Source organism: Bradyrhizobium ingae, assembly GCF_055791185.1.
Genome location: NZ_JBVUBB010000017.1, coordinates 20,518 through 46,666, shown reverse-complemented (window position 1 = coordinate 46,666; position 26,149 = coordinate 20,518). Strand labels below are relative to the sequence as shown.

At 65.0% G+C, this 26,149-nt stretch carries 25 protein-coding genes; 14 read left to right on the top strand and 11 right to left on the bottom strand.

Annotated elements, in window-relative coordinates; all coding sequences use genetic code 11:
* Window positions 1–68: 68 nt before the first annotated feature.
* From pcaF to ACV1FX_RS23265, 4 genes are all read left to right on the top strand, one after another.
* On the top strand, window positions 69–1,277 hold the full coding sequence (gene pcaF / locus ACV1FX_RS23280) for a 3-oxoadipyl-CoA thiolase (RefSeq protein ID WP_473119901.1): 1,209 nt from the start codon (window positions 69–71) through the stop codon (window positions 1,275–1,277).
* Between the two features lie 209 nt (window positions 1,278–1,486).
* Window positions 1,487–2,188, top strand: coding sequence for a protocatechuate 3,4-dioxygenase subunit beta (gene pcaH, locus ACV1FX_RS23275; protein ID WP_473119900.1), 702 nt, complete (start codon window positions 1,487–1,489; stop codon window positions 2,186–2,188).
* A complete protein-coding gene (gene pcaG, locus ACV1FX_RS23270) occupies window positions 2,189–2,791 on the top strand; it encodes a protocatechuate 3,4-dioxygenase subunit alpha (protein ID WP_473119899.1) in 603 nt (200 codons plus the stop codon).
* Between the two features lie 91 nt (window positions 2,792–2,882).
* Window positions 2,883–3,947 carry a phosphotransferase gene (locus tag ACV1FX_RS23265; RefSeq protein WP_473119898.1) on the top strand — a complete coding sequence of 355 codons (1,065 nt, stop codon included), beginning with the start codon at window positions 2,883–2,885 and terminating at the stop codon, window positions 3,945–3,947.
* Between the two features lie 135 nt (window positions 3,948–4,082).
* Here the strand turns inward: ACV1FX_RS23265 and ACV1FX_RS23260 are convergent, their stop codons facing one another.
* From ACV1FX_RS23260 to ACV1FX_RS23250, 3 genes are read right to left on the bottom strand one after another with little or no spacing between them, the layout of a single operon-like run.
* Window positions 4,083–5,639, bottom strand: coding sequence for an MDR family MFS transporter (locus tag ACV1FX_RS23260; RefSeq protein WP_473119897.1), 1,557 nt, complete (start codon window positions 5,637–5,639; stop codon window positions 4,083–4,085).
* 5 nt (window positions 5,640–5,644) lie between these two features.
* Window positions 5,645–6,814, bottom strand: coding sequence for an HlyD family secretion protein (locus ACV1FX_RS23255; RefSeq protein WP_473119896.1), 1,170 nt, complete (start codon window positions 6,812–6,814; stop codon window positions 5,645–5,647).
* Window positions 6,807–7,289: a MarR family winged helix-turn-helix transcriptional regulator gene (locus tag ACV1FX_RS23250; RefSeq protein WP_473119895.1), complete on the bottom strand. Its 483-nt coding sequence runs from the start codon at window positions 7,287–7,289 to the stop codon at window positions 6,807–6,809. The genes ACV1FX_RS23255 and ACV1FX_RS23250 overlap by 8 nt, the downstream gene beginning before the upstream one ends.
* 157 nt (window positions 7,290–7,446) lie before the next feature.
* On the opposite strand from ACV1FX_RS23250, the gene ACV1FX_RS23245 reads away from it, so the two are divergent.
* From ACV1FX_RS23245 to ACV1FX_RS23230, 4 genes are all read left to right on the top strand, one after another.
* Complete coding sequence (locus ACV1FX_RS23245) at window positions 7,447–7,938, top strand: transcriptional repressor (protein ID WP_473119894.1); 492 nt, start codon at window positions 7,447–7,449, stop codon at window positions 7,936–7,938.
* Window positions 7,939–7,970: 32 nt separating this feature from the next.
* Window positions 7,971–8,924 carry a DMT family transporter gene (locus tag ACV1FX_RS23240; protein WP_473119893.1) on the top strand — a complete coding sequence of 318 codons (954 nt, stop codon included), beginning with the start codon at window positions 7,971–7,973 and terminating at the stop codon, window positions 8,922–8,924.
* A gap of 12 nt (window positions 8,925–8,936) precedes the next feature.
* Window positions 8,937–10,220, top strand: a complete 1,284-nt coding sequence (gene ispG / locus ACV1FX_RS23235) for a flavodoxin-dependent (E)-4-hydroxy-3-methylbut-2-enyl-diphosphate synthase (protein ID WP_473119892.1) — start codon at window positions 8,937–8,939, stop codon at window positions 10,218–10,220.
* A 150-nt stretch (window positions 10,221–10,370) separates the two neighbouring features.
* Window positions 10,371–11,267, top strand: coding sequence for a TauD/TfdA dioxygenase family protein (locus tag ACV1FX_RS23230; RefSeq protein WP_473119891.1), 897 nt, complete (start codon window positions 10,371–10,373; stop codon window positions 11,265–11,267).
* Between the two features lie 74 nt (window positions 11,268–11,341).
* Here ACV1FX_RS23230 and ACV1FX_RS23225 read toward each other — a convergent pair whose 3' ends face one another.
* The gene (locus ACV1FX_RS23225) at window positions 11,342–12,148 is read right to left on the bottom strand and encodes an outer membrane protein (protein WP_473119890.1); all 807 of its coding nucleotides are present in this window, start codon (window positions 12,146–12,148) and stop codon (window positions 11,342–11,344) included.
* A 336-nt stretch (window positions 12,149–12,484) separates the two neighbouring features.
* On the opposite strand from ACV1FX_RS23225, the gene ACV1FX_RS23220 reads away from it, so the two are divergent.
* Window positions 12,485–13,294 (top strand): N-acetylmuramoyl-L-alanine amidase, encoded by an 810-nt coding sequence (locus ACV1FX_RS23220; protein ID WP_473119889.1) that lies wholly within the window; start codon window positions 12,485–12,487, stop codon window positions 13,292–13,294.
* Between the two features lie 111 nt (window positions 13,295–13,405).
* Here ACV1FX_RS23220 and ACV1FX_RS23215 read toward each other — a convergent pair whose 3' ends face one another.
* From ACV1FX_RS23215 to ACV1FX_RS23205, 3 genes are all read right to left on the bottom strand, one after another.
* Entirely contained in the window at window positions 13,406–15,013 is a 1,608-nt protein-coding gene (locus ACV1FX_RS23215; RefSeq protein ID WP_473119888.1) for a Na+/H+ antiporter, read from the bottom strand.
* 48 nt (window positions 15,014–15,061) lie between these two features.
* Window positions 15,062–15,919, bottom strand: coding sequence for a class A beta-lactamase (gene bla, locus ACV1FX_RS23210; protein WP_473119887.1), 858 nt, complete (start codon window positions 15,917–15,919; stop codon window positions 15,062–15,064).
* A 227-nt stretch (window positions 15,920–16,146) separates the two neighbouring features.
* Complete coding sequence (locus tag ACV1FX_RS23205) at window positions 16,147–16,521, bottom strand: nuclear transport factor 2 family protein (RefSeq protein ID WP_473119886.1); 375 nt, start codon at window positions 16,519–16,521, stop codon at window positions 16,147–16,149.
* Between the two features lie 149 nt (window positions 16,522–16,670).
* Between ACV1FX_RS23205 and ACV1FX_RS23200 the strand changes: the two genes are divergently transcribed.
* Complete coding sequence (locus tag ACV1FX_RS23200) at window positions 16,671–17,093, top strand: GFA family protein (RefSeq protein WP_473119885.1); 423 nt, start codon at window positions 16,671–16,673, stop codon at window positions 17,091–17,093.
* A 28-nt stretch (window positions 17,094–17,121) separates the two neighbouring features.
* Here ACV1FX_RS23200 and ACV1FX_RS23195 read toward each other — a convergent pair whose 3' ends face one another.
* Together ACV1FX_RS23195 and ACV1FX_RS23190 are read right to left on the bottom strand one after the other, a co-directional pair.
* A complete protein-coding gene (locus ACV1FX_RS23195) occupies window positions 17,122–17,811 on the bottom strand; it encodes a DUF1345 domain-containing protein (protein ID WP_473119884.1) in 690 nt (229 codons plus the stop codon).
* 7 nt (window positions 17,812–17,818) lie between these two features.
* The gene (locus tag ACV1FX_RS23190; RefSeq protein WP_473119883.1) at window positions 17,819–18,742 is read right to left on the bottom strand and encodes a polyprenyl synthetase family protein; all 924 of its coding nucleotides are present in this window, start codon (window positions 18,740–18,742) and stop codon (window positions 17,819–17,821) included.
* 161 nt (window positions 18,743–18,903) lie between these two features.
* Here ACV1FX_RS23190 and mtgA point away from each other — a divergent pair, with 161 nt between their 5' ends.
* The 3 genes from mtgA to ACV1FX_RS23175 all read left to right on the top strand — a co-directional run bounded on the left by mtgA (window position 18,904) and on the right by ACV1FX_RS23175 (window position 20,716).
* A complete protein-coding gene (mtgA, locus tag ACV1FX_RS23185) occupies window positions 18,904–19,581 on the top strand; it encodes a monofunctional biosynthetic peptidoglycan transglycosylase (protein ID WP_473119994.1) in 678 nt (225 codons plus the stop codon).
* Between the two features lie 164 nt (window positions 19,582–19,745).
* Window positions 19,746–19,928 carry a 50S ribosomal protein L32 gene (gene rpmF, locus ACV1FX_RS23180; protein ID WP_024509484.1) on the top strand — a complete coding sequence of 61 codons (183 nt, stop codon included), beginning with the start codon at window positions 19,746–19,748 and terminating at the stop codon, window positions 19,926–19,928.
* Between the two features lie 140 nt (window positions 19,929–20,068).
* Window positions 20,069–20,716, top strand: a complete 648-nt coding sequence (locus ACV1FX_RS23175; RefSeq protein WP_473119882.1) for a hypothetical protein — start codon at window positions 20,069–20,071, stop codon at window positions 20,714–20,716.
* A gap of 105 nt (window positions 20,717–20,821) precedes the next feature.
* On the opposite strand, the gene ACV1FX_RS23170 is transcribed toward ACV1FX_RS23175, so the two are convergent.
* Window positions 20,822–21,091 carry a hypothetical protein gene (locus tag ACV1FX_RS23170; RefSeq protein WP_473119881.1) on the bottom strand — a complete coding sequence of 90 codons (270 nt, stop codon included), beginning with the start codon at window positions 21,089–21,091 and terminating at the stop codon, window positions 20,822–20,824.
* A 233-nt stretch (window positions 21,092–21,324) separates the two neighbouring features.
* On the opposite strand from ACV1FX_RS23170, the gene ACV1FX_RS23165 reads away from it, so the two are divergent.
* Window positions 21,325–23,019 carry a putative bifunctional diguanylate cyclase/phosphodiesterase gene (locus tag ACV1FX_RS23165; protein WP_473119880.1) on the top strand — a complete coding sequence of 565 codons (1,695 nt, stop codon included), beginning with the start codon at window positions 21,325–21,327 and terminating at the stop codon, window positions 23,017–23,019.
* 27 nt (window positions 23,020–23,046) lie between these two features.
* Here ACV1FX_RS23165 and ACV1FX_RS23160 read toward each other — a convergent pair whose 3' ends face one another.
* Complete coding sequence (locus tag ACV1FX_RS23160) at window positions 23,047–25,914, bottom strand: PAS-domain containing protein (protein WP_473119879.1); 2,868 nt, start codon at window positions 25,912–25,914, stop codon at window positions 23,047–23,049.
* Window positions 25,915–26,149 lie beyond the last annotated feature (235 nt).

The window sequence follows — 26,149 nt, the reverse complement described above, 5'->3', positions numbered from 1 at the left end:
GCGCCCTCCTAAAACTCCGCCGACATTGAAGAATTTTGGCCGAACCGCGGCGCTCAGGGAGAACAACGATGCGTGATGTGTTTATCTGCGATGCCGTCCGGACCCCGATCGGCCGTTTCGGCGGCTCGCTCGCCAAGGTGCGCGCCGATGACCTCGCCGCGGCCCCGATCAAGGCGCTGATCGCCAAGCATCCCAAGCTCGACTGGTCGCAGGTGGACGAAGTGTTCTTCGGCTGCGCCAACCAGGCCGGCGAGGACAACCGCAACGTTGCGCGCATGGCGCTCCTGCTTGCAGGTTTGCCGGATTCGGTTCCGGGACAGACGCTGAACCGGCTCTGCGCCTCCGGCCTCGATGCCGTCGGCGCGGCGGGCCGCGCGATCCGCTCGGGCGAGATCGAGTTCGCGATCGCGGGCGGCGTCGAATCCATGACCCGCGCGCCCTTCGTGATGGGCAAGGCGCAGGAAGCCTTCTCACGCTCGGCCGAGATCTTTGACACCACCATCGGCTGGCGCTTCATCAATCCGCTGCTCAAGGCGCAATACGGCGTCGACGCCATGCCTGAGACCGGCGAGAACGTCGCCGAGGAATTCCAGGTCTCGCGCGCCGATCAGGACGCTTTCGCGATCCGCTCGCAGCAGCGCGCGGGCGCGGCGATCGCCGCCGGTTATTTCGCCGAGGAGATCACGCCGATCACCATTCCGGGCGGCAAGGCCGGCCCGATCACGGTCGACAAGGACGAGCATCCTCGCCCCGAGACCACGCTTGAAGGCCTCGCCAAGCTCAAGCCCATCGTGCGCAATCCCGGCACGGTGACGGCCGGCAATGCCTCCGGCGTTAATGACGGCGCTGCCGCGATGATCCTTGCGTCCGAAGCTGCCGTGAAGAAGCATGGCCTGACGCCCCGCGCGCGCATCCTTGGCCTCGCTTCGGCCGGCGTGCCGCCGCGCATCATGGGCATTGGGCCCGTGCCGGCGACCCGCAAGCTGATGGAGCGTCTGGGCAAGAAGATTAGCGATTTCGACCTGATCGAGCTGAACGAAGCCTTCGCCTCCCAAGGCATTGCCTGCATGCGCCAGCTTGGCGTCGTCGACGATGCCGACTTCGTCAATCCGCATGGCGGCGCCATCGCGCTCGGCCATCCCCTCGGCATGAGCGGCGCGCGCCTCGTGCTCACCGCCGTGCACGGCATGGAGAAGCGCGGCGGCAAGCTCGCGCTCGCCACCATGTGCGTCGGCGTCGGCCAGGGCGTCGCGGTCGCGATCGAGAAGCTGAACTGACGAGACGCGTAGCGTCTCGTCATCCCAGGGCGGTGCACTTGCACCGAACCCCAACGTGCAATTGCGCATTGGGGTTCAGCCCTACCGGGCTGCCCCGGAACGACAGCATATGGAGGCCTCCAAACCGCTTCCCCAAATTAGTTATATCCTATAATGATTGGCAGAAGCGTTGACCGGCTGGACGAAAACGGCCGGGGAGGAGTTCGCCAATGACATTCATCTATCCCGTCGACAGCAACAAGGCGCATCCCCTGCCGCTGTCGCCCGACTACAAGAGCTCGATCAAGCGGGCGCCGAACAAGCCGCTGATCCCGATGCGCCACACGCTGTCGGAGCTGACCGGCCCGGTGTACGGCCACGAGACCGTGCGCGAGGGCGACAACGATCTCACCTGCATGCACAAGGGCGAGCCGCTCGGCGAGCGCATCATCGTGCACGGCCATGTGCTCGACGAGGATGGTCGCGGCGTGCCCAATTCGCTGGTCGAGATCTGGCAGGCCAATGCCTGCGGCCGCTACGTGCATGTGCGCGACCAGCATCCCGCGCCGCTCGATCCGAACTTCACCGGCGCCGGCCGTACCCAGAGCGATGCGTCAGGCTACTACCGCTTCGTCACCATCAAGCCCGGCGCCTATCCCTGGGGCAATCATCACAATGCCTGGCGGCCCGCGCACATCCACCTCTCGGTGTTCGGCCATTCCTTCGTCACGCGCCTGGTGACGCAGATGTACTTCCCCGGCGATCCCTTGTTCCCGTTCGACCCCATCTTCAACTCGGTGCCGGACGAGAAGGCGCGCATGCGGATGGTTTCCTCCTTCGATCTCGAGAACACCAAGCCCGAATGGGCGCTGTGCTATCGCTTTGACATCGTGCTGCGCGGCAAGAACGCCACGCCAATGGAGAACACCTAAGTGCAGGATTCTGTGAAACCCAACGGGATCACGCCGTCGCAAACCGTCGGTCCGTTCTTCAAATACGGCCTGACGCCGGCCGGCGATTATGAGTGGAACGACGCCTTCACCAACTCGACGCTCACGCCCGACGCCTCCGGCGATCGCCTCCGCATCGAGGGCAAGGTGTTCGATGGCGACGGCGTCGCCGTGCCGGATTGCATGCTGGAGATCTGGCAGGCGGACGCGCAGGGACGCTTTGCCGATCCGCAGGACAAGCGCGCGCTGCCGAACGCTAGCTTTCGCGGTTTTGCCCGCTGCGGCACCGACAAGGACGGCAACTATTCCTTCGACACCATCAAGCCCGGCGTGGTGCCGGATCCGGACGGCAAGCCGCAGGCGCCGCATCTCCTGGTCGCGGTGTTCGCCCGCGGGATGCTCAGGCATCTCTACACCCGCATCTATTTCAGCGATGACGCAGGCCTCGCCTCCGATCCGGTGCTGGCGCTGGTGCCCGCCGATCGCCGCGCGACGCTGATTGCCAAGCGCGAGGCCGGCAAGCCGGTCTATCGCCTCGACCTGCGGCTCCAGGGCGATGAGGAAACGGTGTTCTTCGACGTGTGAGACCTGGGCTGCCGGCTTTCCGGCGGCTCAGTGCGGCTGGCGCTTTCCGGTTTGATCGTGCAGGATGAGCGCGGCACCCGGGGCGCGCTTCATGACAACTCCACAACTGCCGGCGGTCGCTGAGGCCGCGAATCTCACCGCTGCGCTACGCAAGACCGGCGCGCTCGACCGCGGTGCGGTGCGCGAGGTCAGGGTGCTGTCGTCGCGCGACACGATCCTGTCGCACATCATCCGCCTCGGCCTGCGCTATGTCGGGGAGTCCAATGGCGCGCCGCAATCCCTGATCCTCAAGACGGCCCATGCGGCGTTCGCCAAGTCGCTGCCGAATGCCGGCCGGCACGAAGTGGCCTTTTACACCAAGCTCGCGCCCAAGATGCCCTTGCGGCTCGTGCCGCGCTGCTTCGACGGACATTTCGACGAAGACAGCCTCGCCTGGCATCTTCTGCTCGAGGACCTGACCGATAGCCACGAAATTGCATCCGCCTGGCCGCTGCCGCCCTCACGCGAGCAGGCGGTGGCGATCGTCACGTCGCTGGCGCACATGCATGCGGCTTGGTGGGACCACCCCAGCCTCGGCGAAGCCGTGGGAAGCTGGATGAGCACCGACGACGCCGCGAGGCTGATGGAAACCTTCGCCGGGCACTACGACCGCTTTGCCGATCTGCTTGGCGATCGCCTCAGCGAGGAGCGGCGATTGCTCTACCACCGCTTCATCGAGCAGTCGGGCCGACTGTTCCAGCGCTACCATTCGCGGCGCAACGTCACCATCATCCATGGCGACGCCCATACCTGGAATTTCCTGCTGCCGCGCGCCGCGGTCACCGACACCGTGCGCATTTTCGACTTCGACCAGTGGCGCATCAGCACGCCCACCAGCGACCTCGCTTACATGATGGCGTTGCAATGGTATCCCGAGACCCGGCAGGCACTCGAACGGCCGCTACTCAACCATTATCACGACACGCTGATCGAACGCGGCGTCACCGGCTACACACGCGGCGCGCTCGATAAGGACTATCGCCTGTCGGTGCTCTGGCAAATCACCAACCCGGTCTGGCAATGGAGCGCCAACATTCCGTCGGTGATCTGGTGGAATAACCTCCAGCGCGTGCTGCTCGCCGTCGCCGATCTCGGCTGCGAGGAGTTTTTGGAGTGATTTGCTCGTGTCCCGGGCGTGGTGCAGCGCGTAGCGATGCGCCGCAGAACCGGGACCTATGTTGCCACTCGGCCTGGGCCCCGGCTCAGCAGCGCATCACTGCGTGCTGCGCTGCGTCCGGGGCACGAGCGGCCGCTACTCCATCACCGCATGTTCCGGCCCCGCCGTCTGCTTGCGCAGCGCGGCCTTGGTTGAGCCGATCATCAGGGCCAGCGGGATGGTGCAGAGGATGAAGATCATCACGAGCTGGTAGTCATGCGCGAAGGCGATGATCTGCGCCTGGATGGCGACGAGCTTGTCGGCCATGGCGCGGCCGGCGTCGGTCGAGAGGTTGATCATGCCGGCCACGTCCGGCATCTGCAGCGCGTGGTTGAACGGGTTGATGTGCTCGGAGAGGATCGCATAGGTCCTGCGCGAGCCCTGGGTCAGCTCGGCGATGACGATGGAGATGCCGACCGAGCTGGCGACGTTGCGGAGCAGGGTCAGCATCGAGGTGCCGTCGGTGCGCAGATCGTTCGGCAGCGTCAGGAACGACACGGTCGAGAGCGGCACGAACACCAGGCCGAAGCCAAAGCCCTGGAAGATGCTGACGGTGATGATCTCCAGCGCCTGGGTCTGGTCGGTCCATCCGGTCATCTGGAACAGCGAGCCGGCGGTCAGCGTCAGTCCCGCAATGATCAGCGTGCGCGCCTCGAAATAGCGCATCATGCGCCCGACCGCCATCATGGCGAGGAAGGTGCCGAAGCCGCGCGTTGCGAGCAGTTCACCCGCGGTGATGATGGGATAGCCGATGACGTTCTGCAGGTATGGCGAGGCCAGCGCCATGGTCGAGTACAGCACGAGCCCCATCACCGTCATGAAGATGCAGCCGGTGAGGAAGTTGCGGTCCTTGAACAGCGCGAAGCGGATGAACGGCCGCGAGGTCGTGAAGGAGTGGGCGAAGAAATAATAGAAGGCGACGGCCGAGACCACGAACTCGGTCACGATCTCGGCGGACTCGAACCAGTCAAGCTGCTCGCCGCGGTCGAGCGCAAGCTGCAGCGCGCCGATCGCAATGGCCAGCGCCGTGAAGCCGAACCAGTCGAATTTGAGGCTGAGGTCCTTCCTGGTCTCGTCCATGAAGACGGCAAGGCCGAGCACGGTGATCGCGCCGAACGGCAAATTGACGAAGAACACCCAGTGCCAGGAATAGGTCTCGGTCAGCCAGGCCCCGAGCGAGGGGCCCATGATCGGGCCCATCATCACGCCCATGCCCCAGATCGACATCGCCTTGGCGCGTTCCTGGAGCGTGTAGGAATCCAGCATCACGGCCTGCGACAGCGGCACCAGCGCGGCGCCGAACACGCCCTGAAGCAGGCGGAACAGCACCATCTGGTTGATGTCCTGCGCGAGCCCGCACAGCACGGAGGCGAGGGTGAAGCCGGCCGAGCAGATGATGAAGATGCGCTTGCGGCCGTAGCGGTTGGCGATCCATCCCACCGGCGCGGTCATGATCGCGGCGGCGACGATGTAGGAGGTCAGAACCCAGTTGATCTGGTCCTGCGAGGCCGACAGCGTGCCCTGCATGTATGGCAGAGCGACGTTGGCGATGGTCGTGTCCAGCGCCTGCATGATGGTCGCGGTCATGGCGCAGATCGTCACCATGTTCCGGCGCATGCCGGGGACCATCGCTGTGTTGGCCGGACCGGACATGGAGATCAGTCTTCCTTGTCCTGGTTGGCGGTCGCCGACAGGCCGAACAGGCCGGCGAGCGAGCGCTGGTGGCCGGTGTCGATGGTGGCATAGACGCTCATGCCGGCCTTCAGCTTCTTCACGAACTTGTCGCTCTCGTCGAAATAGATCCGCACCGGCACGCGCTGCACGACCTTGACGAAATTACCGGTCGCGTTCTGCGGCGGCAGGATCGCGAACTGCGCGCCGGTGCCCGGCGACAGCGAGCCGATCTTGCCCTTGAACACATGGTTGGGGAACGCATCGACCTCGAGCGTGACCGATTGCCCGACCGTGACATAGGTGAGATCGCTCTCCTTCGGGTTGGCGTCGACCCAGGGGTGGGCGATGTCGACGATGGAGAACACCGGCGTGCCAGCGGCGACGAAGCGGCCGAGCTGGATCTGGTCGACCTGCGTCGCCACGCCGCTCATCGGCGCGCGCAGCACGGCATGGTCGAGATTGCGCTGGGCGTCATCCAGCTTTGCCTTGGCCTGCACATAGGGGGGGAACTCCTCCAGCGGCAGGTCGGGATTGCCGAGCAGCTGCGTCTTCGCATTGGAGAGCTGCTGCTTGACGAACTGTGCCTGCGCGCCGGCCGTGACCATCGCGTTCGAGGCGTTGTCGAGGTCGAGCTGCGAGCCATAATTGTTCTTCACCAGCGCCTGCTTGCGCTCGACGTCGCGCTGCTTGAGGTCCATGCCCTGCTGGGCGAGATCGAGCATCTGGCCGTAGATTTTGACGTTGGCGACGAGGTTGTCGTAGGTGGTCTTGGCCTGCGCGAGCTGCGCCTTGGCCTCCTCCACCGCGAGGCGGAACGGGACCGGATCGATCTCGAACAGCTCGTCGCCCTGCTTGACGAGCTGGCCTTCCCGGACGACGACCTTGGCGATCTTGCCGGAGATGTCGGGCGTGACCAGCACTTTCTGCGCGCCGACATAGGCATCATCGGTGCCGACATAGCGGCCGCCATGCAGATAGAAGGCGATGCCGCCGATCGCGGCCGCCGCAGGCAGCACCACCATCAGCAGGAAGCGGCGATAACGGCGCAGGCCCGCCAGCAGCCGGCGATGCGGCTCGGCCGCGAGCTTCTTGGTGGGCTTGCCGCTTGGGCTGCCCTTCTGCTCGGGCGCGAATTTCAGGACCTGATCAGCCATAGCGCTGCTCCTTACGTGCTTGTTCCGCTCCGCTGGTCTGGATGACGTTGCGCACGTTTTCCTTGATTGTTTCGAGTTGGGTGAGGAGACGGTGGGCATCCGCCGGGTTGATGCCGTCGAGAGCGTTGGCCGTGAGCTCTGATTTCAGGCCGCTCATCTTGCCGAGCAGCGCCCGCCCAGCCTTCTTCAGATAGAGGCGGTTGACGCGGCGGTCGGAGGCATCGCTGCGGCGCTCGATCCAGTCATTGTCGCAGAGCTTGTCGATCAGCCGCGTCAGGGTGATCGGCTGCATCTCCAGAAGCTCGGCGAGCTCGGACTGCTTCATGCCTTCGCTGCGCTCGACCTTGGCCAGCACCGCCCATTGTGCGCGGGTGATGCCGTAGCCGGATGCCTCCTTGTCGGCATAGACCCGGAGCAGGCGATACAGTTCGCCGAGCGTGAACAGGAAGTTCTGATCGACCGACGTGCGGCTCATAAGCTTGGTCTCCAATAAGCTTGGCATATAATAAGCAAGCTTATGATTATTTCATGGCGAGTTGACGCGGCGCTGCTCCGCCGGAAAAGCATGGCTGGCAGCCATTCGAGGCCGCACCCTTTGGGTTCCCGTTCCGGAAATGCTAAAGGTCTGCGCCATGAGCCTTGCAAAGCCGGCCTTTCCCGCGCCTGACCACGATCACGGCCGCTGCACCGCGGAGGCCTTGACGCATGCGGAAACCGTCTGCGAGCAGCGCGCGCAGAAATTCACGCCGATCCGCCGCGAGGTGCTCAAGGCGCTGCTCTCCAGCCATCGACCGCTGGGCGCCTATGAGGTGATCGACGAACTGGCCAAATCGATGCCGCGGCCGGCGCCGATCACGGTCTATCGCGCGCTTGAGTTCCTGATGGCCAATAGCCTCGTGCACCGGATCGAAAGTCGCAATGCCTACCTCGCCTGCGCCCACGACCATGACGCGACCTCGGCGGTCGCGTTCCTGATCTGCGAGCGCTGCGGTCTCGTTGGCGAGATACCGGCTGCGTCCGTCGCGCAAGGCCTCAACCAGGCTGCGCGTGCGTCAGGTTTTGCCCCCAAACTGTCTGTGGTCGAGATCACGGGCACCTGCACCCACTGCCAGAAAGCTTCTTGATAACAACGGCGCAAAGCCGGTCCCGGGAAGACATGTCGATAGAACCAACAAGCTCGTCCGCCGGCCGCCCCTTGAGCGGCGGCGCCATCGCCCTGATGCTCATGCTGTGCCTGACCTGGGGTTTCAACCAGATCGCGGTGAAGCTGGTCATCCCGGACATCCCGCCGATGCTGCAGGCGACCATCCGCTCGATCGGCGCGCTGCCGGTGGTGTTCATCATCGGCACCTTGCGTGGCGCAAAATTCTTTGAGCGCGACGGCACGCTTGCTGCCGGCCTCATTGCCGGGCTGATGTTCGGCGGCGAGTTCGCGCTGATCTATGAGGGCCTGCGCTTCACCCCGGCCTCCCGCGCCGTGGTCTTCCTCTACACCGCGCCGTTCTTCGTCGCGCTCGGCTCCTACCAGGTGCTGGGCGAGCGGCTCAGCGGCACGCAGTGGCTCGGGCTCGCCGTCAGCTTTGCCGGCGTGGCGCTTGCGATCGGCGTGCCGCAGCCCAACGTGGATTCACAGGTCCTGCTCGGCGACCTCATGATTGTCGGCGGCGCTGCGCTATGGGCCGGGACCACCCTGATTGCCAAGTCGACGCGGCTGCGCTTCGCCCCGCCGGAAAAGGCCATCGGGTACCAGGTCGCGATGTCGATCCCGATTCTGGGCCTGGTTGCGTACCTTCTGGGCGAGACCATTCCCCGTGCCCCGAGCCCGCTCTCGATCATGCTGATGGTGTTCCAGGCGGTCTGGGTGGTAGGAACCACGTTCACGCTTTGGTTCGCGCTGGTGAAGGCCTACTCGGCCAGCAAATTGTCCTCTTTTACCTTCATCACCCCTTTGTTTGGCGTCGTCGCTAGCTATTTCATCCTGCATGACACCCTCAGCCTCACGTTTGGGGCAGCGGCAGTCCTTGTAATTGCTGGACTTTTTCTCGTTAACCGTCCCAGCCAAGACGCTGTCGCCCCGCGTGATGCATTGCTGAATGTCACCAAAACCTGATATTTGGACCCCATGAACAAGCCTGAAAACACCATCGATTCCGACATCGCGGGGCCCGCGCCGCGCCACAACACCACCCAGGTCAAGGTCGGCGACGTCGCCGTCGGCGGCGGCGCGCCGATCGTCGTGCAGTCGATGACCAACACCGATACGGCCGATATCGACGGCACCATCGCCCAGGTCGCAGCGCTGTCGCGCGCCGGTTCCGAGATGGTCCGCATCACCGTTGACCGCGAGGAGGCCGCTGCCGCCGTTCCGCACATCCGCGACGGCCTGCGCAAGCTGGGCCTCACCACGCCTTTGATCGGCGACTTCCACTATATCGGCCACAAGCTGCTCGCCGACTATCCGGCCTGCGCGGAAGCGCTCGACAAGTACCGCATCAATCCCGGCAATGTCGGCTTCAAGGACAAGCGCGATACCCAGTTCGCCGACATCATCGAGATCGCCAACAAGCACGACAAGCCGGTGCGTATCGGCGCCAATTGGGGCTCGCTCGACCAGGAACTCCTGTCCAAGCTGATGGACGAGAACGCGGCCTCGGCCAATCCGCGCGATGCCCGCGCCGTGATGCGCGAAGCCATGGTGCAGTCCGCGCTGCTCTCGGCGGCGCGCGCCGAAGAGCTCGGCATGCCCAAGAACCGCATCATCCTGTCGGCGAAGGTGTCGGCGGTGCAGGATCTGATCGCGGTCTATGAAGTCCTGGCGAGCCGTTCCGACTATGCCATCCATCTCGGCCTCACTGAGGCCGGCATGGGCACCAAGGGCATCGTCGCCTCATCCGCCGCGCTCGGCATCCTGCTGCAGCAGGGCATCGGCGACACCATCCGCATCTCGCTGACGCCGGAGCCCGGCGGCGACCGCACCCGGGAGGTGCAGGTTGCGCAGGAGCTGTTGCAGACCATGGGCTTCCGCACCTTCGTGCCGCTGGTTGCGGCCTGCCCGGGTTGCGGCCGCACCACCTCGACCACGTTCCAGGAGCTGGCGCGCTCGATCCAGGATTTCATTCGCGACGAGATGCCGACCTGGAAGACGAAATATCCCGGCGTCGAAGAGCTCAACGTCGCGGTCATGGGCTGCATCGTCAACGGCCCCGGCGAGTCCAAGCACGCCAATATCGGCATCTCCCTGCCCGGCACCGGAGAGGCGCCGGCAGCGCCTGTCTTCGTCGACGGCAAGAAGTTCCGCACCCTGCGCGGCCCCGGTATCGCGGCCGACTTCAAGGCGCTGGTGATCGACTACATCGACCAGCGTTACGGCCAGGGCGCCAAGGTGCCGGAGACTGCGGCGGAGTAGTTTTGCTCCGTCGTCGCCTCATTCTCCGCCGTCGTCCCGGGCTCGCGCTGCGCGCGCCCCAGGACGACGAGTTGAGTTAGCGGCCGCGCATTGCGCTTCCATCGCCGCGCGCTACGATGCTCGCAATCAAAACGATTGGGAGCAACACCCATGAGCTCGCTCGCCGGCAAGCAAGGCCCACGCTATCGCCACATGGTGGAGGACGGCGCGCCTTATGAGAGCATCATCGTCGAAAAACTCACGCCGATCATCGGCGCGGAAATTTCGGGCGCCGACATCGGCGAGCTCGTCTCCGACGATGCGCGCTCCAACCGGCAGATGGACGAGATTCATCGCGCGCTCGCCGAAAACCTCGTCATCTTCTTCCGTGACCAGCACATCACCCCAAAGCAGCATCTCGCCTTCGGCCGCAAGTTCGGCGAGCTGCACTTTCATCCCGCCGCTCCGCATGAGGACGAAGATCCGGCGCTGATGAAGATCTATGCCGACAAGAACTCGCCGCGGGCGAACGGCGAGGGCTGGCACTCCGACGTGTCCTGCGATCTCGAGCCGCCGATGGGCTCGATCCTCTACATCAAGCAATGCCCGCCGCGCGGCGGCGACACGCTGTTCGCCAACATGTATGCCGCCTATGAGGCGCTGTCGGATCGCATGAAGGCCTATCTGGACGGCCTCACCGCGCTGCATGACGGCGAGCCGATCTATCGCGGGCTCTACGCCAATTACGGCGTCGCCGACAGGCCAAGCTACCCGCATGCCGAGCACCCCGTGGTGCGCACGCATCCGGTGACGGGCAAGAAGGCGCTCTACGTCAACCGCGGCTTTACCCGCAACATCAACGGCATCCCTCGCGACGAAAGCGATGCGATGCTCGCCTATCTCTACCAGCACGCCGAAAATCCGCTGTTCCAGTGCCGCTTCCGCTGGACCGAGAACGCCGTGGCCTTCTGGGACAATCGCTGTACCCAGCACCGCGCGATGTGGGACTACTGGCCGCACACGCGGTCAGGGACGCGGGTCACGGTGAAGGGTGAGCGGCCGGTGTGAGCGACCGATCCGGTCCGTGCAAATGAAAAGCCCCGGACGATGCCGGGGCTTTTGATCTCTCGGAAGGTTGCCGCTCAGTATTTCGCGACGACCGGGCCGCCGAACTTGTAGGCGATACCCACGCGGGCGATATGCTCGTCGGTCCTGTTCCAGTTGAAGGGAACGACGTAGCTCGGAGCGAAAGTCGTGCTGGTTGTGGCGATCGACGCGCCGGGCAAGCTCACATACAGGTATTCAGCGCGCAGGATCCAGTTCTGGGATGCCATCCATTCGGCGCCGGCACCGACAGTCCAGCCGACCTTCGTGCTGTTGAAGTTGGCTGCCCAGACGCCGCCGCCGGACTCCGTATATGTTGCGGAGTAACGGTTCTCGGAAAACGCCGCGCCGCCGGTTGCATAGAGCAGAAGGCTGGGTGTCGCGAGGAAGCCGACGCGGCCGCGGACCGTGGAAAGCCAATCCTGGCTGCGGTTGAACACGAAGCCGCCGGCAAGAAGCGCACCGCTCGGGAACCCAACGTTCGGCGCGGTCGCGCTGGCGCTGGAATTTGCGAGGCCCGAAATGTCGGCTTCGACGCCGAACACCCAATTTGAAGCCTGCCAGTTGTAACCGGCATAGACGCCGCCGATGAAGCCACTGGAGCTCAGGCCGCGGCGTTGATTGAAGGCGCCAATGCCGACGGCACCGCCGCTAGGCTCGATGAACGAGGTATAGGCGTCGCCCTGCGTCCAGTCGCCGCCAATGTCGGCACCAATGTAGAAGCCCGTCCAGTTGTAAACCGCCGCAACCGGCGCCTTGGTGTAAGTCTGCGGAGCCAAGTCTGCTGCGGCCGCAGCACCGGTGAACAGAGCAATAGCCGCCGCGGTCATCAGGGCAATCTTCATGTGTGGCCTCTACATAGGGAATATCGATTTCGGGTTTCACACTAGGCGCTTAGGGGCACCGTGCCAGTAACGGAGCAGCCACAGTGTCTCGTGATCGATAGGAAAATCGCGACAGAGCCGGGCGCCGGAATGGTCTATCGCGTCGCGTGCTCTCGTCCTGTCGCGTCATGCATGGCATTGACGCCCCATCGCTCCCGCACCAATCTTCGAAAGCAGGATCTCATCGGGAGGGCCTCCATGCTCCGCGCCGAGGACAACACGCTCCTGACCGAATCCGGTTCCGGGATCGTCGGCGTCATCGATCAGTCCTGCCCGATCGCAGCCGCGGAGTAGCGCTTGCCATCCGCGCGGAGCATCGTTGCAGCCGTCGTCGCCTCGCTGCTCCTGCTCGCGTCGATCGATATGACCCACGCCGTGGTCGCGCGGAAGATCGTGCGCGCAAAGCCCAGGCCCAAGCCCGCGCCGGTCAAGTGCCAGCCCGCCAGCTTCCGGATCATCGTGGACGCCGGCCATACCGCGGAAGCGCTCGGCGCAGACAGCGCACGCAACGATCCCGAGTTCGCGTTCAACCTGCGGCTTGCAAGGCTCATCGCAGAGAAACTGAAGTCGGAAGGGTTTGCCGCGACGCGTCTGCTCGTGACTGAGGGCAGGGCGAGGCCGAGCCTGTTCAAGCGCGTCAACGCCGCCAACGACTGGCGGGCGGATTTCTTCCTTTCGATCCATCACGACGCTGTGCCGGACAAGTTTCTGGAAGAGTGGGAATTCGAAGGCGCCAGGAGCCATTTCAGCGACCGCTTCGCCGGTTATTCGCTGTTCGTCTCGCGGCAGAATCCGCGATATGCAGCGAGCCTCGCCTTCGCCCGTCTTCTGGGCAGGGAGCTGAAGGCGCAGGACTTGACCTACGCGCACCAGTACACGCTGCCGCTGATGGGCCGCTATCGTCACGAGCTGCTGGACAAGGATGTCGGCGTCTATCGATTTGACCAGCTCGTCGTGCTCTCGCGCACGCGCAGCCCCGCGGTGTTGCTGGAGGCCGGCTCCATCATCAACCGCGACGAGGAGATGGCGATGAACTCGCCGGAGCGGCAGCAGGTGATTGCAGCGGCGGTGGGGGCGGCGGTGAGGGAGTATTGCGCGAAGCACTAATCTGGCCCAACAGCCGTCATTGCGAGCGCAGCGAAGCAATCCAGACTGTTGCCGCGGAAAGACTCTGGATTGCTTCGCGGCGCTTGTCCGGGACGACAACGGAGAGTGTCGCTACAGCGGCACCCTCTGGAACTCCCGGTTCGCCAGACTCGCCTCCTCCAGATCGAGATCGCGCTCGATCCGCCGCCTCGCTTCGTCGGTGATCTTGCCCTCGCGCAGGAGCTCGTGGATGAACCTGCGTTCGGCGGTGATCAGCTCGCGCGTCAGCGTGGTGCCGGCGGCGGAGACGTCGTGGCGGCTCGGATCGAGTGACTCGGGAAGTTGGCTGGCGCGGATTTCGTGCCGGGCGCGCAAGAGATGCACCAGCTCGTCGGACAGCTCCTTCTCCTCGGCCAGTGTATCGAGCGACCTCAGCGCTGCATCGAGCGCCTGGCGCCGTGCGGCGATCTCGGCCTCATGCTCGGCGACGTGCTCGGAGCGGCCGGCCTCGGCCACGCCGAGCCATCGCACCACCTTGGGCAGGCCGAGCCCGACGCCGACCAGCGTGACGAAGATGACGCCGAAGGCGACGAACAGGATCAGGTCGCGGTAGGGAAAGGCCTCGCCACCCGACAGCACGAAGGGCAGTGCCAGCGCGGCGGCGAGCGACACGGCACCGCGCACGCCGGTGAAGGCCAGCGTGAATACCCATTGCCAGGGCGGTGAGGGATCGCGCCGGCGCAGGCTCGGGCTCAATATCCGCGGCAGATAGGTCGCCGGATAGAGCCAGGCAAAGCGCGCGATCACCACGATGACGACGACCACGCCGGTCGCGATCAGGATCTCGTCGAGCGGAAACGCCTTCGATTTCTCGTAAAGCGCGCGCATCTGGAAACCGGTGAGCAGGAACAGGATGCCCTCGATCAGGTAGATCACGAGGTCCCAGAAGAAGATGCCCTGCAGGCGCGTGGCCGACGAAATCCACAGGGGTCCGTTCCAGCTCACATAGAGCCCGCAGGCGACGGTGGCGATCACGCCGCTGCCGCCGACATGCTCGGGCAGCCAGTAGGCGAGGTAGGGCGTGATCAGCGACAGCGTGATCTCGACCTGCGGGTCGCGGGCCCATTTGCGGGCGCGCAAGGAGAGCCAGCCGATCCCGATGCCGTAGGCGACCTCGCCCGCAATGATCAGGAAAAATTCGCCGGTCGCAAGCGGCAGCGAGAAGCTGCCGGTCATGATCGCGGCGAGCGCGAAGCGGTAGAGGATCAGCGCGGTGGCGTCATTGGCAAGCCCTTCGCCCTCGAGCACGATCAGGATGCGGCGCGGCATGTGCAGCTTTCGCGCAATCGCGAGCGGCGCCACGACGTCGGGCGGCGCGACGATGGCACCCAACAGGAAGCCGATGGTCCAGGGGATGCCAATCAGGAAGTGCGCAGCGGTCGCCACCATCGCCGCCGTGAAGATCACGCAGCCGACCGCGAGCAGGACGATGGGACGCAAATTGTTTTTGAACTCGCGCCAGCTCATGGCGACGCTCGCCGAATAGATCAGCGGCGGCAGCACCAGCAGCAGCACCACTTCCGGCGGCAGCTCGATCCGCGGCATGCCCGGCACGAAGGCCAGCCCCACGCCCGCCAGCATCAGGAGGATGGCGGGCGCGATGTTGAAGCGCCGCGCCGCCAGCGCGGTGGCTGCGAGCACACCGAGCAGGATCAGAAAAATCTGAAATTTCGCTTCCATGATGTCTTTTCTTGATCAGGAAGCGCCGCGCAGGTCAATGCGGCTGGATCATCCGAGCTGCGCGGCGACGATCTTGCCGATCGCCGCGAACACCGTGTCGATTTGCGCGCCGGTCGGCTTGCCGCCTTGGGTGTAGGCCGCAATCAGGATCGGCGTATCGGGCTTCGGCCAGGCCACCGCGATGTCGCCGGAGGCGTCCTTGCCGTTGTTGCCGGTCTTGTCGCCGATCCTCCAGGTTCCCGGCAGGCCGGCGCGCAGCCGTTTTGCGCCGGTCTTGCAGTTCACCATCCAGCCGGTGAGCTCAGCGCGCGAGGCCGCGGACAAGGCTTCGCCGAGCACGAGGCGGCGGAAATTGCCGGCCATGGCCGCAGGCGTGGTCGTGTCGTGCGGGTCGCCCGGCGGCGAACGGTTGAGCTCGGGCTCATTGTGGTCGAGCCGCGAAGTGGCGTCGCCGAGCGAGCGCCAGAATGCGGTGAGCGCGGCCGGTCCCCCGATCCGCGCCAGCAGGAGGTTGGCGCAGGTGTTGTCGCTGAGCTCGACGCTGGCCTTGCACATGTCGGCGACCGACATCGCGCCTTTCGGAAGGTTCTCCTTCGCCACTGGCGCATAGTCGAGCAGGTCGGCCTCGCCATAACCGATCATCGCCGCAAGCTGGTCCTCGCCGCGATCGACCCGCGCCAGCACGCAGGCGGCGAGCGACGCCTTGAACGTCGAGCACATGACAAACCGCTCGTCGGCGCGCCAGCCGAGCTTTTTGCCGGAACCGAGGTTTTCAGCATAGAAGCCAACCTTGCCGCCGCTCCCGCGCTCGTAAGTTTCCAGTGCAGGCGGTGCGCCCTCGGCAAATACGGGCCCGGTGGCGAGGCAGCACAATGAAGCGAGCAGGGAGCGGCGATCGAGAGGCATGGGGATCCTTGGCAGCGGTAGTATTTGTTGGTGAGCGACACGCCACCCGACGCGCACTTCGGTTTTCTCCGCAGCTCAGACAAATTTGTGACGCGCGATGGCGTAGCGGATCACGGTGTGCTCCCTCCCCCGCAAGGGGGGGGGGGAACGCATCGTGCGATTCGTCCGCGCTCTCACATGGTGGCGACACGGGGAGCATCTCCGAGTCCGGTGCGGCCGCCGTCCCCTCACTCCTTCAGGTCATACCGATACGATTTCGACACGATCTGCCAGCCGTCGGCGAGCTTCATCGCGACGAGATAGTCGGTGAAATAGCGTGGCGGCAGTTGGCATTTGACCTTGATGAAGGCGGTCTTGTCATCCGAGCGGTCGATGGTGACGATGAAATCCTCGCGCGGCTTGCCCTCCGACTTTGCGGAGGCACGCTTGCGCACCCAGGCGAGCCAGTCCGGCACCGTCAGGATCTTGAGCTCGCCTTTTTCCACCCAGCGCAGATCGGCGGAAGGATGGAACACCGCGCCGAGCTTGTCGGCGTCGCCTTCATAGAGCGCATCGAAATAGCCCTGCACCACGGCCTCGACGCTCGAACGGTCATACCCCATGCTTCTCTCCTTCTCTGGCATGTTGGCGCGACAAGGCAGCGTAAGGCGGGCCTTGCGAAACCGCCAGCATTTTGCTCTCGAAAAGCTGATCGGCCCGGGCGAGCCGACACGCTAGATTGTCACGCCGCAGTCCGCGCTGGAGAAAGATCGTGACAAGCACGACAGATCGTCGCCGCCTTGCCGGAAAATGTTATTGCGGCGCCGTGCAGTACGACGTCGCGGATGAATTCGTCTACGCGCTGAATTGCCATTGCTCGAACTGCCGCCGCACCACCGGCTCCGCGTTCAAGCCGTTCGCCGGAATCGAGCGGCACAAGTTCCGCGTGGTCGCGGGCGAGGATGCGCGGCTGATCTATGGCGACGACATGACCCATGATGCGCATTGCGGACGCTGCGGCTCGCTGCTCTATTCGGTGGTGCGCGAGGGCCAATGGGTTCATGTCACCATGGGAACCCTGCTCGACGATCCCGCGATCCGTCCGACCGCGCACATGTTCGTCGGCTCCAAGGCGCCCTGGTACGAGATCACGGACGATCTGCCGCAGCATCGCGGGCACGTCGGGTCCGGCTGAGCGAACCGGCGCGCCCGGCTGACTTGACTTATGTCGCGATCGCGCTCGCCGCGATGTTCACCGTCAGCGCCAGCAACGCCGTGTTGTAGATGAACGAGATGATGCCGTGCGCGGTCGCGGTCCGGCGGATCGTCTTGTCGGTGATGCCGACGTCGGAGACCTGCGCCGTCATGCCGATCACGAAGGAAAAATAGACGAAGTCCCAATAGTCGGCATGGTCGTGCTCGTCGCCGCTCGGAAATTGCAGGCCGCCCGGCTTGGCGTGGCGGTAATAGTCGTAGGCGTAATGCAGCGCGAAAGTGGTGTGCACGGCAGCCCATGACAGCGCGATGGTGCTGATCGCGAGCGACAGCTCGCCGATGCCGCGATGGGTGCCGAGCTCGGCGACGATGGCCGCGATGCTCGCGAATGCGCCGACCGCTGTCACCAGCAGGATGACGAAACGGCCATCGTCCTGCATGACGGCGGCCCGGCGGATGTGGTTGTGGTCCTGGTTCAGCATCATGCTGTAGACCAGCACGAGATAGACCGTGATCAGCGCGTCCCAGCCGAGCAGCAGCCGGGTCACCAGCCGCAACGACCCCGGCAGCAACAGACTGACCAGAATGCCCGCAGCCAGCGCGATGAAGGTCCGCGGCCGCGCATAAACCAGGCGCACCGGCCGCGACATCTTCCGGAAGCGGACGAGGACCGGATCTTCTTTGCCGCCGTCCGTCATCGTTCGATCAGTTCTTCCGCTCCGCCACGAACCGCGCGGCTGCCTGCAGCACCGCAGCGCGGTCGCCGAAGATCGAGACGGCGCTGTCGGCCCGCGCGAGCAGGTCGCGCACGCGCTGCTTGGCGCCCTCGATGCCGAGCTGGGTGACGAAAGTGGTCTTGCCGAGGGCTGCGTCCTGGCCGGACGGCTTGCCGAGCGCCGCCGCATCGCCCTCGACGTCGAGCAAATCGTCGGCGATCTGGAAGGCTTCGCCGAGTGCGCGGCCGTAATCGTCGAGCGCCTGATACTCCTTCGGCGAGGCTTGTCCCAGGATCGCGCCGGCGATGCAGCCATAGCGCAGCAGCGCGCCGGTCTTCATCTGCTGGATCCGCGCGACGTCGACCGGCTCGCGGTCGCCGAAGCGTCCTTCACCGGCGAGATCGAGCATCTGCCCGCCGACCATGCCACCGATGCCGGCGCAGCGTGCCAGCGCGCGCGTGAGCAGGAGCCGGACATTGGCGTCACGATGGATCTCGTCGCGGGTCACGATGTCGAAGGCGAGCGTCAAGAGCCCGTCGCCGGCAAGGACGGCGGTGGCGTCGTCGGTCTGCTTGTGCAGCGTCGGGCGTCCGCGGCGCAGGTCGGAATTGTCCATCGAGGGCAGATCGTCATGGATCAGCGAATAGCAGTGGATGCATTCGAGCGCGGCACCCACGAGCAGGGCGGCCTCGCGCGGCACGCCGAACACCGTGGCGCTCTCGACCACCAGGAACGGCCGCAGGCGTTTGCCGCCGCCGAGGCTCGAATAGCGCATTGCGTCCATCAGCCGCTTGGGGCGCGCGATCTCGTCTGGCAGGATGTCGTCCGACAACAACCTGGCCAGCAGGGCCTCGGTATCTTCGGCGGTCTTGTCCAGGCGTTTGGCGAAATCGGACGGGGTCGTGCCGGTCATCAAGAAAGGCTCCAGAACTAAAATTCGGCCGGACAATCCTTTATGCAGGCGCTTCCGTCAATCACTTGGAACGCCTTAAAACTGCTGGAAAAGGCCCGAATTATCACAGGCTTAATCGCCGGGCCCGTTCATCACTTCCATTTTGGCGCAGGACAAGGTCGATTTTTCGCATCGTCAAAACCCTGGCTCTGGTGCTGATCGTCGCGGTGCTCCTGCCCTATCTGATCGCGCCGTTCTACCGCACCGGACACCCGGTTTCGACGCTGATGGCCTGGCGCAGCCTGCGCGGCGCGCCGATGCAGCGGCAATGGATCGATCTTTCGGCGATGTCGCCCTATTTGCCGCGTGCGGTGGTCGCCGCCGAAGATGCCCATTTCTGCAAGCATCACGGCATCGACTGGGGCGCGCTGCGCGAGGCGATCGATGACGCGCAGGAGGACGGAACGCCGTTCCGCGGCGCCTCCACCATCACCCAGCAGGTGGCGAAGAACCTGTTCCTCTGGCAGGGGCGGGGTCCGATCCGGAAGGTGCTGGAGTTTCCGCTGGCCCTGTGGATCGACTTCGTCCTGCCCAAGCCGCGGATTCTGGAGATTTACCTGAATATTGCCGAGCTCGGGCCGCAGGGGCAGTTCGGGGTCGAAGCGGGGAGTGCCTATGCCTTCGGCAAGTCCGCGGCCAGTCTCTCGCCCCGGGAGGCCGGGCTTTTGGCCTCGATCCTGCCAAATCCGGTCAAACGCAGCGCCCGCACCCCGGGACCCGGGGTGCGGCGGCTGGCGGTGACCTATATGGCGCGGGCGCACGCCGTTTCGACCTGCTGGCGGGAAAATCGCGGATTTTGAGCCCATTTCAGGCGCTTTTTCCGGTCCAAAACCCTAGCTTTACGAACAGCCTTCCTCTATAAGCCCGGCCTTGATCGGCATTCAGCTCGCCCCGTATTGCGGGTGCTGAGCCGTCCGGAAGGCCGGACGATGCCCCGAACACCAATCCCTAGAGGATATTGATAATGGCCGTTCCGAGAAGAAAAACCTCGCCGTCGCGCCGTGGCATGCGCCGCTCGGCTGACGCGCTGAAGAAGCCGACCTATGTCGAGGACAAGGACTCCGGCGAGCTCCGCCGTCCGCACCATCTCGACCTCAAGACCGGCATGTACAAGGGCCGGCAGGTCCTGAAGAAGAAAGAGTCCTGAGGCCGGCGTATCGACAGGCAGGGCGTTTCGTCCGCCTGGATTCGGCCAATCAGTGAGTTAAGACGGTGACGGCGGCGGAGCAAACGCTTCGCCGCCGCATTGTCCTGCCCGGATGTCTCGATCAGGAAGGCGCACAAGCGATGGTCGGTTTCCCGCTGCTTCTCATTCCGCTCGCGGTCTACAACATCATCGTTTTCCTGATGCCCACCGTGTCCTTCACGGATGTGCTGTTCAAGGTGCCGATGATCACGGGCGAGCCGTGGCCGGTCACGCTGGGCGATCTCCTGCTCGCGCTCGGAATCGTGCTGCTGCTGCTCGAAGTCGTGAAGGGCGCCCGGCCCGGTGCAAAATTCCTGATGGATCATCTGCTGTCGCTGATCGTGTTCGGCGCGGCCGTGGCCGAATTCGTGATGTGGCCCAAATTCGGCAACTCCATCTTTTTCCTGCTGGTGCTGCTCGCGATGGCCGATTTCATCGGCGGCGTCGCCCAGCGCACCCGTCGCCGCGCCTATGTCACCGAGGCCGCACCGGTACCGCGCAAGGCGCGCCGCCAGGTCGAGGAGGCGGCGGATGAACCGGTCGTCGAGCCACGCGTGGCGCCTGCGCCGCAGCCGGCAACCGTAGCGCCTCCTGCACCCGCACCGTCCGCGCAATCCGTCGCCGAATCCGTGCTGATGGACCCCCCAGCGCCAAAAGCACCGCAAGCTGCGCCCTCCCCGGAAATCCCTTCGCCGCATCTCCAGCCGAGCAACGGCACGCCGACCTCGCCGGATACGCCGCAGCGCTGACTGCCCTACGGAGACGGAGATCGTCACTGCGTCAGCGGTCCACCTCTCCCTACGGGAAAGGTGAAGAATGCCGGCGGCCGAGATTGTGAGGCTAACTGACGTCCTTCACGCCAACTGGCGGGTTCTGGCGCTCACGGTGCCCAGGGGGTGCTTAAGTCCATAGGCCATGTTCGCATCGGCCGGACTGGCCCGGCGCAGCCGGCTTGCCTGCGGCAGGTGCTCGGCATTGGCGATGAGCTGGGTGACGAAGCTCGGGTCGGGGCGCGGCAGCACCACCACCTTGTGGGCCCATTCGAGCGTCGGGGTCAGCACGACCAGCGCGGTCCCGGTCCCGGTGCCGCCGTCCGCTTTCCCTGCTCGATCCGTACTCACCATCGCAAACACCGTTAATCGGTTCAAAATCCGGCGAGACTGTCGCGTTTCGGGACGCGGGTCGCCGTGCGTGTGAGGTACTCGCAAGGCCTATGCCGGCCGGGCCGTTCTGGTTCCCGACCAGCTTCGAAACGTGGTTTCCAAATTGTTTATGAACTTTGCCTAGGGTCAAAGCCGAATCTCGCTCTATCCTCAGGAGCGTGAGATCATCTTCGCTGTCCCGAAACGAGGCGCCTTTGACCGCTGCCCTGCCGCAAGCCTCCGACATCCTGGCCTCCCTCGGCGAGGCCGTCTTCATCTGGGATATCGCGAGCGATGCCATTCAATGGGGCGAGCAGGTCGGCTCCGTCTTCCCCGGCATCCCCGCCGAGCGGCTGGCGACCGGCGCCGGATTTGCCCGGCTGATCGAGCCGTCGCAGTCGCTGCGCACGGCCGCCCTGGCCCAGTCACCCGCCGTACACGGCGCCGACGGCACGCCCTACCGGGCCGAATATGGCGTGCGCATGAGCGCCTCCGATCCCGTGGTCTGGATCGAGGAGACGGGCCGATGGTTCGCAGGTGCCGATGGCCGGCCCGTCCGCGCGATCGGCACCATCCGCATCAACAATGAGCGCCACGCCCGCGACGAAGAGCTGGCAAAGCTCGCCCGGCTTGATCCCCTCACCGGCGAGTTCAACCGCACCCATCTGATCGCGGCGCTCGCCGAGGCGATCGAAGAGTCTGTGCGTTTCCGTTCGGCCTCCGCCTTCATGCTGGTCGGCATCGATCATCTCGCCCGCGTCAACGACGCTTTCGGCTTCGACGTTGCGGACGCCGTGATCCTCGACGTGGCAAAGCGCATCCGCGCGCGGCTTCGCGGCGGCGACGTGCTCGGGCGCTTCTCGGGCAACAAGTTCGGCCTCATCTTGAAGAACTGCACCGTGGACGACATGAACGTCGCCGCCGAGCGCTTCCTCGCCGGTATCCGCGACGAGGTGGTGCCGACCAAGTCGGGCCCGGTCTCTGTCACCGCCTCGATCGGCGCGGTCAGCGTTCCCCGCTATGCCCGCAACACCGACGAGGCGATCAACCGCGCGCATGAGACGCTCGATGCCGCAAAGCGCCGCCGTGCCGGCTCGTTCGGCACCTGGCGGCCGAATGCCGAGCGTGACGCGCAACGCCGGGTCAACATCCGTGTCACCGACGAGATCGTCACTGCGCTGAACGACCGCCGCATCGTGCTCGCCTATGAGCCGGTGGTCTCGGCCGCGACGCGCGACGGCGCGTTCTATGAATGCCTGGTGCGGATGGAGCAGGGCGACGGGCGGACGCTGCTCGCGCCCGACATCGTGCCGGTGGCCGAGCGGCTCGGCCTCATCCGCCTCGTCGACCACCGCGTGCTCGAACTTGTCGTCGCCGAGCTTGCCGCCTCGCCCGAGGTCAGGCTCAGCCTCAACATCTCGCCAGACACCACCATGGATGCCGACTGGTGGGCCTCGATCGAATCGCTGATGCAGGCTCATCCCGGGGTTGCCGAGCGGCTGATCGTCGAGATCACCGAGACGGTGGCGATCCAGGACATCGACGAAGTCCGCGCCTTCGTCGGCCGTCTCAAGCATTTCGGCAGCCGCATCGCCATCGACGATTTCGGCGCCGGCTACACCTCGTTCCGCAATCTGCGCAAGCTTGGCGTCGACATCGTCAAGATCGATGGCGCCTTCGTGCAGAACATCACCCGTTCCGCCGACGACCGCGCCTTCGTGCAGACCCTGATCGACCTCGCCCGCCGCCTCGACATCAAGACGGTCGCCGAATGGGTGCAGGACGAGGAAGCCGCAAACATGCTGCGCGACTGGGGCTGCGAATACATTCAGGGAAGGCTGATTGGCCTCGCCTCAGCCGAGCGGCCGTGGGGCACGCCGCAGGACGGCGTGGTGCCCGTGGCGGGGTGATAGTTTCGTGGGGCGGTTAGCGAACCTTCACGCCACGCGCCTGATTGTGCTCAGCCGTTCGATGGTGCGGCCGACTTCCGCGGCCGGGCATGGCTTGCCGAAGTAAAATCCTTGCACGGCTGTGCAGCCGCAAGCGCGGACGAAGTCGAGCTGTTCTTCGGTCTCGACGCCTTCGGCCGTAGTCTCGACGCCGAGCACCGCGCCGAGGCTGGCGATGGTGCGGACGATGGCGACGCTTTCCGGGCATTCGCCGAGCGTGCCAACGAAGGAACGGTCGATCTTGATGCGGTCGAAGGGAAATTTGCGCAGATAGCTGAGCGAGGAATAGCCCACGCCGAAATCATCGAGGCTGACGCGCACGCCGAGCGCGCGGAGCTGATGCAGGATCTCGACCGTTGTTTCGTTGTCGTCGAGCAACGCCGTCTCGGTGACCTCGAGCTCGAGCCGATGTGGCGCCAGACCGGCCTCGGCGAGCGCGCTCGTGACCATGGCAACCAGACCGCGCGCGCGAAACTGCACCGGCGACAGGTTCACCGCGATGGTCATGTCCGGCCAGCTCGCCGCCGTCGCGCACGCCGTGCGCAGCACCCACTCGCCGATCGGCACGATCAGCCCGGTTTCCTCCGCGATCGGAATGAACTCCGCCGGTGAGACCATGCCGCGCGATGGATGCTTCCAGCGCAGCAGGGCTTCGAAACCGGTCAGTTCGGATGTGTCGAGGCGAACCTGAGGCTGGAACATCAGATGAAATTGGTGCCTCTCGATCGCGCCGCGCAAATCGGCCTCCAGCGCATGCCGCGCGCGGGCCTCTTCCTCCATCGCCGGCTCGAAGACCTGATAGGCGCCGCGTCCCTTGGCCTTCGCGCCATAGAGCGCGAGGTCGGCGCACTTCATCAGCTCGTCCGGATCCAGCCCGTGATCGGGCGCGACAGCGATGCCGATGCTGACGCCGACGTGGATCGATTGGTTTTCGAGCTGCGGCGGGCTGCCGATGATCTCGATCAGGCGGCGTGCGAGCTTTTCTGCCGCTTCCGGCTGCGTCCCGCGCTGGATGAGCGCGAATTCGTCGCCGCCGAGCCGCGCCACGGTGGCGTGCTCACCCGCCTGCTCTTTCAGCTGCGCCGCAACCCAGCGCAACAACCGATCGCCGGCAGCGTGGCCGAGGCGGTCGTTGACGGTCTTGAAGTTGTCGAGGTCGAGGCACAGCACCGCCATCGCGCGGCCGGCGGTCGCCACCTCGGTCAGGCCCTCGCTCATCTGCTCACGGAACAGCACGCGATTGGGCAGGTCTGTCAGCGAATCGTGGCGCGCCATGTGCGCGACGCGGGCCTGCGTCTTGTGGCGCTCGGTGACGTCCTCATAAGTGATGACCCAGCCACCATGCTCCATCGGGGTGTGGTTGAGCTTGATGATGCGGCCGTCGCTGAGGTGGCGATGCATCGTGTGCGCGCCCTCGCGCAACCGCTCGACATAGTCGGCATAAAGTTCAGCCGCCGTCGTATTCGGATGATTCCCGAGCGCGCAGCCGTGCTCCATGATTTCGCGCATGGAGGCGCCGGGCTTCACGACATCGGGCGACGTCCCGTATATCTCGAGGTAGCGTCTGTTGAATACGATCACGCGCAACTGGCTGTCGAGCATGCACAGCCCCTGGCTCATGTTGTTCAGCGCCGCGTCGAACCGGCGGTACTGCTCGCTGAGCTCCTCGACTGCGCGCTCGCGCTCGGTGATGTCCTCGTAGGTCGCGACGAAGCCGCCCTCCGGCAGCGCGCAGTAGCGCACCGACACGACGGTGTCGTTGGCCATGCTCCGCCGCATCGACGAGTCGTCGCGGCTCGCGATGCGCGCGCGGGCGGCCTCCAGGATCTGCTGCGGACTGTACTCGGATGCGAAGGCGCCGTTCGCCATCGACCGTTCGATCAGCTCGGCGAGATGCGTGCCTGGCCGCGCTTCCTCGGCCGACAGCCGGTAGATTTCGCGGTAGCGGTTGTTGCAGACCTTGAGCCGCATGTCGCCGTCATAGAAGGCGAGCCCATGCGCCATGTTCTCGAGCGCCGCGTCGAGCATGAGGTTCTGCTGCTTCAACGCCTCCTCGTATCGCAGCCGCTCGGTGACGTCTTCATGCACGGTCACCCAGCCGCCGTCGGGCAGGAAGCGCGATATCGCCTGCACCATTCGACCGTCGTCGCGCATCACGAGCACGGCGTCCGAGGTCCTGGTGCGCACATCATTCATTCGCCTGTCGTGGAATTCCTCCGCGGACATTCCGGGCAGATTGCCGCGCGAGACCCAGTGCGCGATCACGGCGCTGTGCGACGCGCCGGGCTTCACGACATCGGCATCGAGGTCGTAGAGGCGCAGAAACCGCTCATTGCAGACGACGACGCTGCCTTGCGCGTCGTACATGATGAGTCCGTGCGACATGTTGGTGAGCGCATGCTGGCTGCGCTCCGTCTGCACACGCAGCTCCGCCTCGAGCCGGTCGAGGCGGGTGACGTCGTCGCAGATCGTCATCCAGCCGCCCTCGGGGAGCGGCTTCAGATCGAGCGCCAGGACGAGGCCGTTGGAGAGCCGCTGCTCCGTGCTGAAGGCCTGGCCAGCCTCGATCCGGGAGATGCGTTCGTTGTAGAGACTGTCGACCTCACTGGTCGGGAAATTGCCGAGCCAGGCGCTGTGTGCGAGCACCTCGCGATAGCTTGCGCCGACCCGCACGACGTCGGGCGACAGATTGAAGAGATCGAGATAGCGGCGGTTGAACAGCACGATCCGGTTGTCGGAATCGTAGACGCAGACACCCTGCTCCATGCGGTCGAGCGCAAGCTGGCTCAGTGCGAGCAAGGCTTCGGGCCCGTGCTGGACGCTCGTGCGCGGCTCTGTCGTGCTGGGCGTCGTCATCGGCAAGGGCGCTTCGTCGGGAGCGGGACAATGAACGGGCGTAATCGGGACCCGGAGCCTAAGCCGCCATCCGGGAATATTGTCTTAAACGCCTTAGTTTACGGACCGTGACCGTTCGGGAAGAAGCTGCAACGGATCGTCGGGTAAATGACTGCGCGCCAACGGCGGGGTGCCGGAGACAGGGGCGCGTTTTCAAACTTGAGTTGGGACGGGGTGGCTATGCCCTGTGGCTCGC

Excerpts from the sequence above, each read along its gene's own strand:
- pcaF (WP_473119901.1), top strand. The coding sequence starts at position 69 with ATGCGTGATGTGTTTATCTGCGATGCCGTCCGGACCCCGATCGGCCGT.
- pcaH (WP_473119900.1), top strand. The coding sequence starts at position 1,487 with ATGACATTCATCTATCCCGTCGACAGCAACAAGGCGCATCCCCTGCCG.
- ACV1FX_RS23265 (WP_473119898.1), top strand. The coding sequence starts at position 2,883 with ATGACAACTCCACAACTGCCGGCGGTCGCTGAGGCCGCGAATCTCACC.
- ACV1FX_RS23260 (WP_473119897.1), bottom strand. The coding sequence starts at position 5,639 with ATGTCCGGTCCGGCCAACACAGCGATGGTCCCCGGCATGCGCCGGAAC.
- ACV1FX_RS23255 (WP_473119896.1), bottom strand. The coding sequence starts at position 6,814 with ATGGCTGATCAGGTCCTGAAATTCGCGCCCGAGCAGAAGGGCAGCCCA.
- ACV1FX_RS23250 (WP_473119895.1), bottom strand. The coding sequence starts at position 7,289 with ATGAGCCGCACGTCGGTCGATCAGAACTTCCTGTTCACGCTCGGCGAA.
- ACV1FX_RS23245 (WP_473119894.1), top strand. The coding sequence starts at position 7,447 with ATGAGCCTTGCAAAGCCGGCCTTTCCCGCGCCTGACCACGATCACGGC.
- ACV1FX_RS23240 (WP_473119893.1), top strand. The coding sequence starts at position 7,971 with ATGTCGATAGAACCAACAAGCTCGTCCGCCGGCCGCCCCTTGAGCGGC.
- ispG (WP_473119892.1), top strand. The coding sequence starts at position 8,937 with ATGAACAAGCCTGAAAACACCATCGATTCCGACATCGCGGGGCCCGCG.
- ACV1FX_RS23230 (WP_473119891.1), top strand. The coding sequence starts at position 10,371 with ATGAGCTCGCTCGCCGGCAAGCAAGGCCCACGCTATCGCCACATGGTG.
- ACV1FX_RS23225 (WP_473119890.1), bottom strand. The coding sequence starts at position 12,148 with ATGAAGATTGCCCTGATGACCGCGGCGGCTATTGCTCTGTTCACCGGT.
- ACV1FX_RS23215 (WP_473119888.1), bottom strand. The coding sequence starts at position 15,013 with ATGGAAGCGAAATTTCAGATTTTTCTGATCCTGCTCGGTGTGCTCGCA.
- bla (WP_473119887.1), bottom strand. The coding sequence starts at position 15,919 with ATGCCTCTCGATCGCCGCTCCCTGCTCGCTTCATTGTGCTGCCTCGCC.
- ACV1FX_RS23205 (WP_473119886.1), bottom strand. The coding sequence starts at position 16,521 with ATGGGGTATGACCGTTCGAGCGTCGAGGCCGTGGTGCAGGGCTATTTC.
- ACV1FX_RS23195 (WP_473119884.1), bottom strand. The coding sequence starts at position 17,811 with ATGACGGACGGCGGCAAAGAAGATCCGGTCCTCGTCCGCTTCCGGAAG.
- ACV1FX_RS23190 (WP_473119883.1), bottom strand. The coding sequence starts at position 18,742 with ATGACCGGCACGACCCCGTCCGATTTCGCCAAACGCCTGGACAAGACC.
- rpmF (WP_024509484.1), top strand. The coding sequence starts at position 19,746 with ATGGCCGTTCCGAGAAGAAAAACCTCGCCGTCGCGCCGTGGCATGCGC.
- ACV1FX_RS23175 (WP_473119882.1), top strand. The coding sequence starts at position 20,069 with ATGGTCGGTTTCCCGCTGCTTCTCATTCCGCTCGCGGTCTACAACATC.
- ACV1FX_RS23170 (WP_473119881.1), bottom strand. The coding sequence starts at position 21,091 with ATGGTGAGTACGGATCGAGCAGGGAAAGCGGACGGCGGCACCGGGACC.
- ACV1FX_RS23160 (WP_473119879.1), bottom strand. The coding sequence starts at position 25,914 with ATGACGACGCCCAGCACGACAGAGCCGCGCACGAGCGTCCAGCACGGG.